Source organism: Tenacibaculum sp. 190524A02b, from assembly GCF_964036645.1.
Taxonomy (GTDB): domain Bacteria; phylum Bacteroidota; class Bacteroidia; order Flavobacteriales; family Flavobacteriaceae; genus Polaribacter; species Polaribacter vairaonense.
In genome coordinates this window covers 4,771,604-4,786,553 of sequence record NZ_OZ038525.1, presented here as the reverse complement: position 1 = coordinate 4,786,553, position 14,950 = coordinate 4,771,604, and the positions used below count along the sequence as shown (strand labels likewise).

General features: G+C 31.7%; 16 protein-coding genes. 2 read left to right on the top strand and 14 right to left on the bottom strand.

Annotation, left to right across the window (positions count from 1 at the left end):
• Nucleotides 1-4: 4 nt before the first annotated feature.
• The 3 genes from ABNT65_RS19610 to ABNT65_RS19600 form a co-directional block, all read right to left on the bottom strand.
• Entirely contained in the window at nt 5-1,228 is a 1,224-nt protein-coding gene (locus ABNT65_RS19610; RefSeq protein ID WP_348746648.1) for a TolC family protein, read from the bottom strand.
• A complete protein-coding gene (locus ABNT65_RS19605; protein ID WP_348746647.1) occupies nt 1,218-4,943 on the bottom strand; it encodes an efflux RND transporter permease subunit in 3,726 nt (1,241 codons plus the stop codon). Before ABNT65_RS19605 ends, ABNT65_RS19610 begins: the two co-directional genes overlap by 11 nt.
• Before the next feature lie 106 nt (nt 4,944-5,049).
• The gene (locus tag ABNT65_RS19600; RefSeq protein WP_348746646.1) at nt 5,050-5,466 is read right to left on the bottom strand and encodes an HYC_CC_PP family protein; all 417 of its coding nucleotides are present in this window, start codon (nt 5,464-5,466) and stop codon (nt 5,050-5,052) included.
• Nucleotides 5,467-6,136: 670 nt separating this feature from the next.
• On the opposite strand from ABNT65_RS19600, the gene ABNT65_RS19595 reads away from it, so the two are divergent.
• Together ABNT65_RS19595 and ABNT65_RS19590 are read left to right on the top strand one after the other, a co-directional pair.
• Nucleotides 6,137-6,661 (top strand): hypothetical protein, encoded by a 525-nt coding sequence (locus tag ABNT65_RS19595; RefSeq protein ID WP_348746645.1) that lies wholly within the window; start codon nt 6,137-6,139, stop codon nt 6,659-6,661.
• A 283-nt stretch (nt 6,662-6,944) separates the two neighbouring features.
• Entirely contained in the window at nt 6,945-7,355 is a 411-nt protein-coding gene (locus ABNT65_RS19590; protein ID WP_348746644.1) for a hypothetical protein, read from the top strand.
• Between the two features lie 26 nt (nt 7,356-7,381).
• Here ABNT65_RS19590 and ABNT65_RS19585 read toward each other — a convergent pair whose 3' ends face one another.
• From ABNT65_RS19585 to ABNT65_RS19535, 11 genes are all read right to left on the bottom strand, one after another.
• Complete coding sequence (locus ABNT65_RS19585; protein ID WP_348746643.1) at nt 7,382-9,997, bottom strand: ArdC family protein; 2,616 nt, start codon at nt 9,995-9,997, stop codon at nt 7,382-7,384.
• 71 nt (nt 9,998-10,068) lie between these two features.
• Entirely contained in the window at nt 10,069-10,635 is a 567-nt protein-coding gene (locus ABNT65_RS19580) for a glycoside hydrolase family 108 protein (RefSeq protein ID WP_348746642.1), read from the bottom strand.
• An 11-nt stretch (nt 10,636-10,646) separates the two neighbouring features.
• Nucleotides 10,647-11,135, bottom strand: coding sequence for a hypothetical protein (locus ABNT65_RS19575; protein WP_348746641.1), 489 nt, complete (start codon nt 11,133-11,135; stop codon nt 10,647-10,649).
• 3 nt (nt 11,136-11,138) lie between these two features.
• A complete protein-coding gene (locus ABNT65_RS19570; RefSeq protein WP_348746640.1) occupies nt 11,139-11,627 on the bottom strand; it encodes a hypothetical protein in 489 nt (162 codons plus the stop codon).
• Complete coding sequence (locus tag ABNT65_RS19565; protein WP_348746639.1) at nt 11,620-12,021, bottom strand: hypothetical protein; 402 nt, start codon at nt 12,019-12,021, stop codon at nt 11,620-11,622. The genes ABNT65_RS19570 and ABNT65_RS19565 overlap by 8 nt, the downstream gene beginning before the upstream one ends.
• A 3-nt stretch (nt 12,022-12,024) precedes the next feature.
• Nucleotides 12,025-12,423 (bottom strand): carboxypeptidase-like regulatory domain-containing protein, encoded by a 399-nt coding sequence (locus ABNT65_RS19560; protein ID WP_348746638.1) that lies wholly within the window; start codon nt 12,421-12,423, stop codon nt 12,025-12,027.
• 130 nt (nt 12,424-12,553) lie between these two features.
• Nucleotides 12,554-13,144 (bottom strand): hypothetical protein, encoded by a 591-nt coding sequence (locus tag ABNT65_RS19555; protein WP_348746637.1) that lies wholly within the window; start codon nt 13,142-13,144, stop codon nt 12,554-12,556.
• Between the two features lie 11 nt (nt 13,145-13,155).
• A complete protein-coding gene (locus ABNT65_RS19550) occupies nt 13,156-13,302 on the bottom strand; it encodes a hypothetical protein (RefSeq protein ID WP_348746636.1) in 147 nt (48 codons plus the stop codon).
• The gene (locus ABNT65_RS19545) at nt 13,295-14,131 is read right to left on the bottom strand and encodes a hypothetical protein (protein WP_348746635.1); all 837 of its coding nucleotides are present in this window, start codon (nt 14,129-14,131) and stop codon (nt 13,295-13,297) included. Before ABNT65_RS19545 ends, ABNT65_RS19550 begins: the two co-directional genes overlap by 8 nt.
• Nucleotides 14,131-14,421: a hypothetical protein gene (locus ABNT65_RS19540; RefSeq protein WP_348746634.1), complete on the bottom strand. Its 291-nt coding sequence runs from the start codon at nt 14,419-14,421 to the stop codon at nt 14,131-14,133. Before ABNT65_RS19540 ends, ABNT65_RS19545 begins: the two co-directional genes overlap by 1 nt.
• Nucleotides 14,421-14,879 (bottom strand): hypothetical protein, encoded by a 459-nt coding sequence (locus ABNT65_RS19535; RefSeq protein WP_348746633.1) that lies wholly within the window; start codon nt 14,877-14,879, stop codon nt 14,421-14,423. The genes ABNT65_RS19540 and ABNT65_RS19535 overlap by 1 nt, the downstream gene beginning before the upstream one ends.
• Nucleotides 14,880-14,950: the final 71 nt, after the last annotated feature.

The window sequence follows — 14,950 nt, the reverse complement described above, 5'->3', positions numbered from 1 at the left end:
GTCTTTAGTTACTTAAATAGTTAATAATAGTTGTTTGTACGAAGTAGTCTTTTATCGATTCTATTTGATTCATCTGAAACTTTAACTGCAATTCTTGAATGTCTAAAACATCATTAAAATCAATCGTTCCTGTTTCATAATTTTTAATTAAAATCTCCTCTGCATCTTTAGCTTGTTTTAGATTTTTTGTTTGTGTATTGTAGCTAATTCTAGAAGCAATTCTGTTATTTATCGCTTTAGAAAGTAATGTCTCTAGTTTGTTTAATCGTTCTTGCTTTTGAGACAACAGCTCTTCTTGCATTAATTGATTTTGTTTGGTTTTAGATTTATGCTTCTTGTTAAATATGGGAATAGACACAGATACCATTGGCATTACAATGTCTTTTCCGTTATCAGAAAAATTCATGTTCGGACGTTCTGAAACAGCGATATAATCTAAACCAAAACCAATCATCGGACTACTTTCTTTTTGGTTTAATAGTTCTGATTGTTCAACAGATTGGTACAATTTATCGTACTTACTAAGTTCTGGATGCAATGCTAACTGATTAACATCAACCTCATTTTTCTCTAAAGGAATAGTCAGCTCTTTTACAACATCAATAGCAGTAGTACTTTCTCTATTTAAGAGTTTGTTGAGTGCTGTTTGTTCTGCCAAATACTTTTGTGTTAGTACTTGTTTTAACTGCTTCAGTTCATTTTGTCGCATTTGCAATCGCAGTACATCTACGGCAGATGCTTTTCCTACTTCTACAGAAGTCAATGCCAAGGTTTCATACGTCTTAAGCAGTTCGATATTCTTTGTGAGTACATCTTGTTTTGCCTGAATAGTGTACAATTTATAATACGATTGAGATACGTCTGTAATCAATTGACGTTTAGCAATAACAATGTCTTCATATTTAGCATCTGCTAAAGAATTCACATAGCTTTCTCGTGCTGTAATGGAACCAAACCACGGAAGCATTTGTTTTGCTGATACTTTAAAGCGTTGTGCTCCAGTTCGTGTTTCTGGTTCGCTTGCAAAATAACCTACACCAAATTGTGTATTGGGTAATGTATTGACTTCGTTTACTTTTTCTGAAGCAATAGCATGTTGCAGTTCAAATTTTTGAATCTTAGGATTATTCGCTAATGCTTCATTTATAAGTGATTGTAATTCTTGAGCGTTGGAAAAACAACTAAAAACAAGAATAAATAGTACGGATAATATACTTTTAGTTTTCATTATTTTTCTTTCTTTTTAATAAAAATTCTTCTCGTAAACTGTATAAAACAGGTAGTAAAAAATAGGATGTAACATCGATTATCATACCTCCAAAAGCAGGAATTGCCATAGGTATCATGATATCACTTCCTCGTCCTGTAGATGTTAGTACAGGCAACAATGCTAATACAGTTGTTGCTGTAGTCATTAAACACGGTCTAATACGTTTTTCACCAGCTTCTACAACCGATTTTCTTATATCGGCTTTTGTAGTTGGTTCGTTTTTGGCAAAGGTTTGTTTTAAATAGGTTGCCATTACTACGCCGTCGTCGGTGGCAATACCAAACAAAGCAATAAAACCTACCCAAACCGCCACACTTAAATTAATTGGGTGCATTTGGAACAGCTCTCGAATGTTTTGCCCAAAAACGCTAAAGTTTAAAAACCACGATTGCCCATAAAGCCACATCATAATAAATCCACCTGCAAAAGCCACAATAATTGCGGTAAACACCATTAAAGAAGTAGTTGTAGAACGAAATTGGAAATATAAAATGATAAAAATGATTAATAGTGCCAATGGTACCACTACCGAAAGTGTTTTCTCTGCTCGTATCTGATTTTCATAAGTTCCCGTAAACTGATAATTGATTCCTTTTGGAACTACAAGCTCACCATTATCTATTTTTTGTTGAATAGCTTTTTGTGCATTTTCAACTACAGTAACCTCTGCAAAATCGTTCAATTTATCAAACAATACATACCCTATTAAAAAAGTGTCTTCACTTTTAATCACTTGTGCACCTTGTTCGTAGCGAATGGTTGCTAATTCACTTAAGGGCACAGAACTCCCTTTGTTTATTGGTACATAAATTTGTTTTAAATCAGCAGGTGTAGTACGTAATTCTCTTGGATAACGTACACGTACTCCATAACGCTCTCGTCCCTCAACGGTTTGCGTTAGTGGCATACCGCCAACGGCAACTTTTAAGACATCTTGAACCTCTTGAATAGAAATACCATAACGTGCTATTTTTTCTCTGTCAATATCAATTAATAAATAGGGCTTTCCTACAATTCTATCAGCAAAGACAGCTTCTTTTTTAACCCCTGTAACATCTTTTAAAATGTCTTCCAGTTGTACACCAAAGGCTTCGATTTCTTTTAAATTTTGTCCTTTTACTTTTATCCCCATTGGTGCACGCATACCTGTTTGTAACATTACCAATCGGGTTTCGATAGGTTGTAATTTTGGAGCAGAAGTAACACCTGGTATTTTAGTAGCCTTTACAATTTCATTCCAAATATCGTCGGTAGATTTAATGTTAGGTCGCCAGTTTCGATAAAATTCACCGTCGTTATCTTCTATTAATTCATCAGTAGAAACATCAGAGAATATAATCTTAGAAGTAACATCTGTTGCGTTTGGATTTGCAACCGTTTCTCCATTTTTCAACACAAACAATCCGTCGTTATTTACTTTATAACGTTGACGTTCGCCGTTGCTATTAAGTGCATATTCGGGTTTGTAAATAATTACATTTTCATACATTGAAAGTGGAGCAGGATCTAATGCCGAATCGGTTCGTCCTGCTTTGCCAACGACTGTTTTTATTTCAGGAATACTAGCAACACCCATATCTAACTGTTGTAAAACGCGTTTATTTTCTTCAACTCCAGAATGTGGCATTGAGGTTGGCATTAGTAAAAATGAGCCTTCATTTAACGAGGGCATAAACTCTTTACCTGTATTTTTGAATATTAAAAATCCGAGAATGGTAATCGTTGTTGGTATTGCTAAAAAGAGCATTTTGTTGGCTAGTGCCCATTGTAAAATTTGAGCATAGTATTTTCGTAATAACGAAAATGCGCCTAACAATCCGAAACAAATAATGGCTACAAACAATAGGTTTAACAATAAACTTTTGCCTACGCCTAATGGTCTCCAATGTTCCGCTAATAAAAATACAATTGCTGCCGATGCAATAATAATATTGATAAGATTTACCTGCTTATCTGAAACTTTTTGCTGCAGTTTTAAAATACCAGTAATTCCAAAAGCGATTAAAAGCATTCCTAACCAATACCCAAAGAAAATGGATAAAATCCCCAAGATTATTAGTACTGCATTGATGACATAAGAGAATTTTTTAGTAGTACTTCTTCGTTTAAAAATGATAGTTGCAAATGGCGGAATTAAAAACAGTGCTACCACCAATGCCATAATAAGAGCAAAGGTTTTGGTAAATGCCAACGGACTAAATAATTTACCTTCTGCACCAATCATAGTAAATACAGGTAAAAAACTAATAATAGTAGTCATTACAGCGGTAACGATTGCACCTGAAACTTCGGCTGTAGCATTGTAAACCACTGTATTAATTGGCAGGTTGTTTTTGCTTTTTTCTAAATGATTTAAAATATTTTCCGATAGAATTACCCCCACATCTACCATGGTTCCGATAGCAATGGCAATTCCAGATAAGGCTACAATGTTTGCATCAATACCAAAGGCTTTCATGGCTATAAATACCATTAAAACTGCCACAGGTAACAAACTCGAAATTAATATGGAAGCTCTTAAATTATATACCATTATAATAATTACTAAAATGGTAATAAGTATTTCTAAAGTCAGAGCTTCGTTAAGTGTTCCTAAGGTTTCTTGTATAAGCTCTGAACGGTCGTAAAAAGGCACAATGGTTAATTGCGAAGTTGTTCCATCTGCCAATACTTTTGAAGGCAAACCTGCACTTAACTCTTTTATTTTTTCTTTGGTGTTATTAATTACCTCTAACGGATTTGCACCATAACGGGCTACTACAACACCACCTACAACTTCTGCACCCTCTTTATCTAAAATACCTCTACGTGTTTTTGCCCCAAGGAAAACTTTGGCTATATCTTTAATTTTTATTGGTGTATAATTGGCGGATGAAACCACTCCATTTTCTATATCTTTTATAGATTTTACATACCCCAAACCACGCACTAAATATTCTACCTGATTAATTTCTATGGTTTGTGCTCCAATATCTTGATTACTCTGTTTTACAGCCTTTACAACCTGTTGTAAATTGATATTATATTGACGCATTAATTCAGGATTAACGTCAATTTGATATTCTTGGACATATCCACCAATTGATGACACTTCTGACACACCACTTGCTGATGATAAAGCATATTTCACATAGTAATCTTGTATGCTTCGTAGTTCGTGTAAATCCCATCCACCTGTTACGTTTCCGTCTTTATCTCTACCCTCTAATGTGTACCAATATACTTGTCCCAAACCTGTGGCATCGGGTCCTAAAGTTGGACTTACATCATTGGGTAATAAGTTACTTGGTAGCGAGTTGAGTTTTTCGAGAATACGTGAACGACTCCAGTAAAACTCAACATCTTCTTCAAAAATGATATAGATACTAGAAAAACCAAGCATAGAAGAGCTACGGATAGTTTTAACACCTGGTATTCCTAACAACGATGTGGTTAATGGGTAAGTAACTTGGTCTTCTATATCTTGCGGAGAGCGACCAGCCCACTTAGTAAAAACTATTTGTTGATTTTCTCCGATATCTGGAATAGCATCAACGGCTACAGGATTACTTGGTAAAAAACCAGTTTCCCAGTTGAATGGTGCATTTATGGTTCCCCATCCTAAAAACAGAATGAGAAGTAATATGGCGACGAGTTTGTTTTCTATTAGAAATTTTATGCTTTTGTTTAGCATTGCTTTAATTTTTAAACTTTAGACATCGATATTTAGAAAATATCACATACAAAAAAGTACCCTAATGAATAGTGTTCATAGGATAGCACAGTCTATTGTTTAAAAATCAAATTAAATAAGTCTCGTCAAGCTTATAGATATCCCTGATGACCAAAGGAGGGCTATAATCTTTATAAAAAGCGTTGTCTATTTCTTCGCTTTCAAAAAGATTAAGGTAAGAGTAAACAAATGAAGCTACAAAAACTTGTTGCTCTAATGAAAGTAAAGTAGGCGATGATTTTAATTCATCTTGCCCCTCTATAGCCATTTGTTTATCACTACAACAGTTTTTCTTTGTAATAGAACAATTTTTATTCGCAATAGACTTTTGCATTTCCATTCCGCAAGTCTCTGCTTTTTTGAAAATAGCAATATCTACTAAAGTATCTCCACAATAATGCATATCTAAAGTAAATGACAAAGTAGAAAATAAAACTACTATAGCCATTATAAAAGATGTTATTTTTTGAAATACTTGTTTCATTCTGTTTGTAAATATATGAAAATCAGTACAAATAAATGATTTTCACAAACTTCTATCGTTTTAATTAAGCAAATATAAATAGATATTAAAAATCAATTGTGCATAATTTTGGTGAAGATTTATATTGTTTCAAAACTCTTAGAAACCTGACTAACTAATAAAAAAAATTAAAACATGTTAAATTTTTTGTTGTACCTCTAAAATTAAAAAAGACTTCACAAGAATGTGAAGTCTTGATTTTACTAGTAGCAGGAACAGGACTCGAACCTGTGACCTTTAGGTATGCTTAGGAAAGCCAAAAAAAACGTGTTAAAAATTCAGCTTTTTAGATTTGTATATTATACTAAACTTTCCTTAACTATAAAAATCGGGCAATTTTCGGGCAATTTAAAAACAAGAAAGGCTTTCAGTTTCCTGAAAGCCTTTGTTTTCCTGTGATCGCGACAGGATTCGAACCTGTGACCGTCTGCTTAGAAGGCATTTTACAAAACAAACATAAAAAACTTAAATACAAACAGATACAAAAACACAAATATTTTATTTTGTAAATTATTTGTAATAAAATAATTTTATTTATACCTAACAACTATAAAAGTGTATTTTAGTTGTTTTTATCTTTTATTTTGAACTTCAGCATAAAGTTATTATTTTCGGGGACTAAAAAATTAAAATGACTGAACAAATTATAGTTTCGTTAGTTCTTGGAATAATTTCTAGTATAATTGCTTCAATTGTATTTATTAAATTTTTCTTAGGCTCAAAAAGACCAAAAATTGAAATATCTAAATATATAAGCAAGGTTGAAAAAGACGGTAATACCCTGTATTATTTTAAATTTGTTAACAAAACTAAATCCGAAATTTATGATGTTAATATTGAGTGTACATTTCATAAACCAGTAGGAGATTTCGGAGGAAAAAACTTAAGGTCTACAGATGTAAAATTATCAGATCATTTTTGCGCTTATGTTGCTAGCTCTAACCCCAGTGATGACAACAACCTACATGCCATAAGAATAAAAACGGAAGAAGACATTTTAAGTAAATGGGACGATTCATCTTCATTCATCCGATTAACAATTATTGCAAAACACTCTTTATCTGGATTTAACAAAGTTTTCACTGAAGATTTTAATTCAAAAGATTGTATTACTGATAAAAAATTTCAATCAGGAGATAATTTAGATGTTAAATAATAATTTATTTGCATAATTCATCTTTTGGTATTATCTTTGATTATTATTATCACGAAATAATAATATTAAATCAACCAATTATGAAAAAAGATGTCATCCTAGGGTAACAGTAACTTATGCTTATTGTTTACATTTGAACAACAATTAAAAAAAGCTGATTCTATTAGAAATAGAATCAGCTTTTTTATTACTTATAAGTGATTTTTTAATATAGGTAAACGAAGTCTTGTGTATAAAGTTTAGTATCACTAGTTTTGTTTGTAAATTAACTATTAATTAAGTAATGAAAAAAGATTTAGAAAGTATTGTAGCCTTAAATTATGAAGACCAAAAAGGCGTTTTTTCTGTTACATTTAATGAAGGAGGTAAAACTCTAGATACTTTATTAGAAAAATATAATGTGAATTTATCAGAATATTTCCCAATAGGTTTTGAGATTGAAAAGTTTTCAGCTATAACAGGAAGTATAGGTATAATTGATATTGCTATTTTAGCAGTTAAAAAAGAGCATTATGGTGGAAATTTTGAGAGTGTGAAGAGAAAAATACTCGAAGATGAAAGAAACGTTTCTGTAGATAAGATTAAAATACCATTAAAGCTAGACGAATTTAATAAGGTTTTTAAACATTTTAAATTAATAAGTTTAAACTACCATAGGGAGTACATTGATACAATAACATTCAATAAAGAATAAAAAGAGGGGGAATCCCCTCTTTTTATTTAAAAGTATAATTCGTTTACAACCGCTTCTTTTACCTCTGTTCCCTCAACTTTTTCAGGAGTTATTATCTTACCTGAAAAAATATTGTACTTTAAATCCTCTAAATTTTCTGATTGATAGCGATTCTTATCGGCATACACATAGTTATTTCTGTAATCTGAAAACTTTTCAGTGTATAATACTATATCTGCGTCGTACTGCGATTTTGTACCGCCTCGCATTTTTCCGTCTGAGGTTTGTTGGAAAATAACAATAAAAAGTTTACCATTATATTTTTGACGTAAGTCTTTATCAACTTCAAAACCTTTGAACATTTCTTGCATTTTAGCAAAACTGTCAATAACAATAATATCATTTTCTTTTATGATTTTATCCAGCTGCTCTGCTGTGTTTATATCAGGATTATCAATATTATTTAAAGCTGCTCCTTCTAAATATTCATTTACTTTATTCCAATAAAGTGAGCTTTCAGGATGCTCTTCTTTACTTACATGACCTATTTTATATTTTTGCCCAAACGTATTCATAAACCTAAAAGCACAACGCGTTTTCATAGAACCCTGTCCACCCGTAAGAGTAATTACCACACTTTCCTTTTCTTTAATTTCCACCTCACCTAGTAATTTGGCTATCTCAGGATTATCAATATTATAATATTCAAGTTTTTTATTAGCTCTAGCGACCTTTTTTTGCGCTAATGAACTCCTTTTATTAGATGGGTTTATTGGTATTGGTGCATTAGAAGTAGTTGTAATTTGTGGTTTGACCTCCTTTTGTTCTGATATTTGATTTACTGGAATTTCGTTTGTGTGTTCCTCCTGTTCCTCGATTTCTATTTGTGGGGTTATCGGTCTTGGATTTTCAAACCTTTCTAATTGTTGAGTAACTTGTTTTACTATTTCTACAGGCTCAATGTTTCCAGCTAAAGCTTTTACTTTTGGTTTAGAAATTTCTTTTTCTAATTCTTTATAAAACTTTGGGTTACCGTCTGACTGGATATTTAACATATAATCCGCTGCTTTTTGCGCTTGTGCTGAAGCTCGCAAAATTAAAGTGCTATCCTTTTCAATATAATTAAGAACAGAAAGCCAACCGTTTAAATAAGCTTCGTGATTTTGGTGTGTTTGCCAAATTATACCAGCTTGTGTACATAAAAAAATTGCACCAATCTCTGCTATTAACTCTTCTCTTGCATATTGCTTATCTCCAAACTTTTTTCCAAACTCTCTATTTAATCGATGTTTAGCCCCTGTAGCATGGATATACTCGTGAAACAACGTTGCATAATATGCGTTTGCAGAATCAAAAGCGTTTAATTCAGGTAGTTTTATACTATCAGATACTGGAGAATAAAAAGCACTTTCTTTATGAAAACCTACTTTTATAGCTGGTTTAGGTTGATTTCGTATAATTGCTTCCGCTAAAGGATTTCTTTCGTGTCTCTCTTTAACTTTCTTTACAGAAATATAACCGTATTTTCTTTTGTCTATTTCAGTAAATTCATCTAGTTTAAAATCTATATTATCAATATCACTACCATTATAAGTTAAGTACATTTTAAGAATAGGAATATAACTTACATAAGAGTTGAAAAATTTTACATCTATTTTCTTCCCTATTAAATAGTCCTCCATTTTATCTCGTGAATATGTTTTAAAAACTATCTTCTTTTCTTTAAAAACATATAGATTGGTGTAATAAATTAACTCGTGTTGTTTTGCTCCTTTTTTTATTTCACCTTTTAATTTTTTAACTTGTTTTTCAGTTAAAAAAAATGGATTTTCAAAAACTTGAAATTCATCGGCAGCAGACAATAACAATACATTGTTTAAGCCTTTATAAGGCTTCTTAGTTATAAAATTTGCTGGACGTAAATAACCTTCAATAGCTCTTTGGGTACTTCCTTGTAATATAGATTCTCCATTCCAAGATTTTTTCCACCTTTCCCCTTTTGCTTGTTTTATTCTCTTAATTATCTTCTGAGTAATTTTACTATAAACTTCACTAGGTGCAAAGTACTTTCCTAATCCTATTTGTAAATCTTCATCACTTATATTTATAAAGTCAATTCCTGATAAAAATTCCTTAGACACTTCAAGCTTATTACCATTTAATGCTAATTGTAATTGATTACCTTGTTTGATGACATCAGTACTTAACTTACTTTCTCCAATATTTACTGCTTTTCTACCGTTAACATACTTCAAAGAATATAAATAATTTTCTTTATTGTATAAGTAATTTTTTTTAGGAGTTCGTTGCACTCTAGTTATAACAGCTTGTTTGTTTTTGAAGGTTATTTTAGCTCCTTTTTTAAATTTTGGACCAGGTACTTTAAAAACTTTTCCATTTTCAAAACGAAAACCTTTTTTCAATCTTCCGCATTCTGTTAGAGCTTCTTTATAATCTCCTGAATGTTTAGGAGCATTTAAGGCGTTGGGGTATTGCTTTACAGAAATTTCAAAACTATCTGATTCAGGATTTTTTAGCAGTATTTGAGACACTCTGTAAACTACTTCAATATTGTTTTCTTGTTTTGCTTCATTAACTAAGTTCTCCAATACTTCTCTACTAACTTCTTTACCGTTTAAATCTTGAAATTTCTGTGTTGTCATTTACTTACTTTGATTTTTTTTATAAACTAAATACCCTACAACGCCTAATGCTAATACACCTAGAACAATTGCTATCTCCTTTTTTTTTTAATTTCTACACCAAATTTTTTACCGAGCGCATAAACTCGGCTTGTCCAGCTTTTCGCAAAATATTTGTAATCTTTTAACCTACTATAGTAATCCAAACGAGCCTGCGCAATGTATTGGAATAGCTTATCAGCATTTACCGAATTAATAGCCTCTAAAGTTTTAGCACCGATAGCACCGTCAACACTTAAATTCATTCCAAAATATTTATTTAAAACACGCTGAACAATCTTAGCAGTTACTCTAGGGTTAGCATTGATTGCATGATCTGCCACAACTTCCGCAACCGCTTGACTCTGGATTTCATCTGCGGAAATTTTATCCCAAAACTCATTTTTAAAAAGAATGTGAGCTTCCACTTTTGTTAAGCTTCTCATATCTTCCTCACTCGGAGCTCTACCGATAATAGTTTCATAAAATTTTGCTGAAACTCCGTGATTAGTTCCTACTAATTCACCTTTTGAATTATAGTTACCTTTATCATTCACGAGTTTTTGATAACCTCCTTCAGCTGCTTCTAATGAGGCTTTAAAAAATTCATAGCTTGCCATTTTATTTTCTTTTAAAATTTGATTGTTTTTTTATTTCCTAATGCTTCAATATCTAATTCAAATCGAAGCTCTTTAACAAAGTCTTTGGTAATGTCTTTGTTACCTAATAAATGATTTAATACCATTTGTCCTCCAGTCAATAAAGGAATCTCCACCGCAGCAGTAGGTAGAGCGTAAAAGCCCCCTCCTGGTATATTAATTTCATTGGTATCTAAATTTGAAATTCCTAAGAGTTTATCGTTTTTCTTTTGGTAAACACGTATTACTTTTGCTTTAACAACTCCAGTATTTACATACAAATCTTCTTTAGTAGGGTTTACCGCAATTACATCTAAATCAAGGCGAAGTCTTTGTAGTGACACATCAAAGTTTTTGATACTTTTTAACTGAAATTCTAGCTTTTCAATTATGTGTTCAAATGATTCTTTTTTCTTCTTAGCAAATGAAGTCAATGCAAATGCACCTACTCCCAAGGCTAAAAATATTAACGCTCTTTTCATAGTTTAAAGGATTTTAAACTTAACTAACAGATAAACACCTACAAAGCTGATTAACCATACTATAAAAATCCACAAAGGAATACGTTTTTTTACTTTAACTACTTCCTTAATTTTGGTAACTACTCTATCTTTTACACGTATTACTGTGTCAGTTTTTGTTATAATTTGGGTTTCGGTTTTTCCTATTCTCGCTTTAAACTCAAACGCTCTTTTTTGCTCGTTGTATTTTATAGCGTATTTGTTTTTTCCTGAATTTTTATAAGTATGAAAACCTGAAAAAAAAGTTAGCAGTAAACTATCCACCTGTTTGTTATTTGCCTTAACAGGTAAAGAAATTAAATCGTTTATTTCTTGATTAATTTTTGTAAGATTTACACTATCACTGCTAGATTGGTGTATCTCTTTTTGCTTTTCAGAAGTGCTTAAAAAGGTTCGATTTGTGGTACACGAACCCAATAGCACTAAAAAAAATAGTAAAATATATTTAGCCATTTTTTATACTCCCGTATTTCCTACGGTATTTTTTAATTACTTTTTCTTGTTTCTCTATTATTTCTTGATGCTCTGCAATTATTTGCTTTTGTTTTTGCACCAAGTTTTTTAACAATACATTGTTTTCTTCAACTTCTTTAATTCTAGTATTTAAAAACAATGTTCGATCGGCAAAATCAGACTTGATTTGCTCTATCATTTCCCCATTGATTTCTAAAACTTTGGAGAAATTATTTATTTTTTGATACTCTGCATTATAACTTGATTGTTGAACCTCTGTCTCTGCCTGTTTTAGCTTTATTTGCCTCATTTGTAAACCAAATACAAACGAAATAACAGGTACAATTATCAGATTTAAAATTCCTTTCCAATTCTCCTTAATAAACACCTTCATCTACTAAGCTTTTGGAGTTTCTTTTTTACTTTCTTTATCCTCTTTTGCTGAAAGTAACAGCAATAAAGCTACTCCACCAGCTACCCACCATTTCCAATTCTCCTTTTTTGGCTTATTAGCAGTTATAACAACTTCGGGCAACACTTCAGCCTGCTGTTTTAACGTTACTTTTGCTGGTAGTTGATTACCTGTTAAAGTGGCTGTTCCATAGCCAACAAAAGATATTTTAATAGTGTCATTTGGAGAAGCTGACAAAGTAAACGATCCATCCGCCTGTGCTGTAGTTCCTTTTCCAGTTACAGTGTTGTAAACGTTTACTAATCCTGCTGGAAATGGCTTGTTAGTTTGATTATCTATAACAGTTCCTGTAACTTCTTTTGCTGGTAATGGTTTTATTTTCATTTTGCAACCGCATTTTTTTTGATTAGTTGATATACCTGTGTTATAGGTTTGAATTTTTGTTTTTGGGCATGCGAGCCCATGAATTGGCAAACTTGATTCCATAAATTTTATTTTTACTTTTTCTTATTGTTTAAAAATCAAAGCCAGCGCTTTGTAATCTTTTTTTCACTTTTGCATGTAATTCTTTATCCCAAAAAGAATCAATCTCTTGATCAAGCCAATAGACCAAGTCATAAGCACTGGCTATTTTTTTATCTATATACAGAGTTGGTGTTCCTCCTGAAAAATATTTTTTATATCCAAAAGCTTCATAAACCAGTTTAAAATCATCTCCAGTTTTTAACTTATCAAAAACGTTGCTTATTTTTTGCTCGTCTGTTGCTGGTAATCCGATAACACTCTTTTTATTAAAAGCGTCCTGAAGCGACTTTGAAAATATTGAGGCTTGCTGAGGAGTAATTGTTAAGTTACTTGCTGTTATTTTTATTTTAGGTTTTATAAAATCATCTTCAGGGTTCTCTAAAACGTCTCCTATTATTTCAGAACCTTTTTTTATACCTCTATAAACCTTATACCCAAGGTAACCAACCAAAAGCGCTGCACCTACATAAAGTAAAGGCTTTTGGTTTTTTTCTATAAAGCTACCTGTATTTTTTATAGCTTTTTTTGCCTTTTCCTTATTAGCAATCTTCCCAACTTTCGACTGTATTTTCTTTTTCATAGTTTGTTTAATTACTTTAAAAACCCTTTCACTAGCGCAAACATAATATTACTTTTGAAGTAGTTTAAAGCCTTAGGGTTATCGCTTAATTCAGCTAACCTTACAACTACTTCCTCATCTAGTTTTGCTAGTTTCTCTAACGCTTGTGCTTTATTCATTTTTTATTATTACTTCAATTTTTGATTTTAATTCTTCATTCCAATTCTGGAATAAATAAAACAGGAATCCTAATTTTTCTTGGTCTGTTTCTTGGGTCACCATTTCAAAAAATTTATTTTGAATTGGCGATAAAGACGGATTTCCCAAAGCTCCAGCATTTGCATTACTATTCATAGCCTGCATTACCTGTGGTAGCATGCCCGCTAACGATTCAAACGCTTTGCTATCCAAAAAACCTTTTTGATTTAATTTTTCTTTTTCAATAGCAAGTTCCTTACGTTCATTTGCAGTTTCTAATTTTATTTTTAAAGAACTATTTTCTTCCCGAAGTGTTCTATTTTCGGAACGAATATCTTTTAATTGCTCAGATAGCTGCTCTGCTTTGTCTTTATAATCCCCAGCTCTTCCAGCTTCAATCATCTTACCTAAATAATCAGGCATGCCCATACCTGAAAGAAAACTAGGAAATTGATTTACTGGTTGATTATTTACAGGGATTTGTTGGCTATGTGTTACTGGTATTGATGTTGTTTCCATTTCTAAATCTATTTTGTATTCTTTAACACGGTGATATGTTTCTTTTTGTGCATCTCCATAAACTTTTTGAATTACAAAAACAACATCCTTTTTAAAACCTTTTGCAGGTAATGACTCTATAAAGTTTTCAAACGAAGTGTATTTTACCTCTATCTCTGATAGTGTTAGTGCATATTTTCGCCTTTTAGCACCTTTTTTACCAAGCTTTTCTCCTGTAGCAGAAATAACTTTTAAAACATGATTAGGAGTGCTTAAATGATCTTTTAATATTTTGACTAACTCTTGATTCATTATTTATATATGATTCTTACAATAGCTTTTTTAATACTGTCTGAAATAACATTGTGTGTTTCTTGAAATTCAAATCTTATTGCACCTTCTTCAATAGGCACTGGAGAGCTTATTACAAAAGGATTGTGTTTGTGTTTAATAACTTGGTTAGTGCCATCCTTAACAATCAAAGGCATACTTTGCTCAGTTACAAATACCTGTATTTCATAGATACCTTTACAGTTTTTATTTATCTCTTTGAAGTTTATTTCAAAGTCTTTTTGATATGTTTTTGTACCGTAAATAGCCATTAACACTCACAATTAGATTGCTCAATTACAAAGATAAATTCACCGCAAATTGGTTGTCCTGCATGGGTTTGCCATCTAATATTTATTTGTTCATTGTTAGATTTAAAATCTAATTCTTTATATCCTTTTAGATATCCTCCTTGTTTATGGTAAAAATCTTGAATATCAGTTGGCTCTGTTAATGGTCGACTTTGGGAATCATTCAAAAAGATATCCGTATGAGAATACGGAGAAAAACCAGTTGCAAAACTTTGTTTAGAAAATTGCGGGTTGTTTCCTTCTCCTCCTGATGGTGGTGGAGCTATTGGTGCATTTGTATTTCTGTAAGAAATAAAATAAACGCCTTTTACATCGCCAGCTGGCAACGTATCATTTATTTCATTTTCTAGTGGATTTTTAACCTGACCGCCTTTAACTAGGTCAAAATTTACTTTAACTCTTTTATATGCTAACTTCATTAATTATACTTTTAAGAAACTTTGCGCAATGCTATGTTTGCGCAAAGTTTTTGTTTACTAAAAAATGTTGC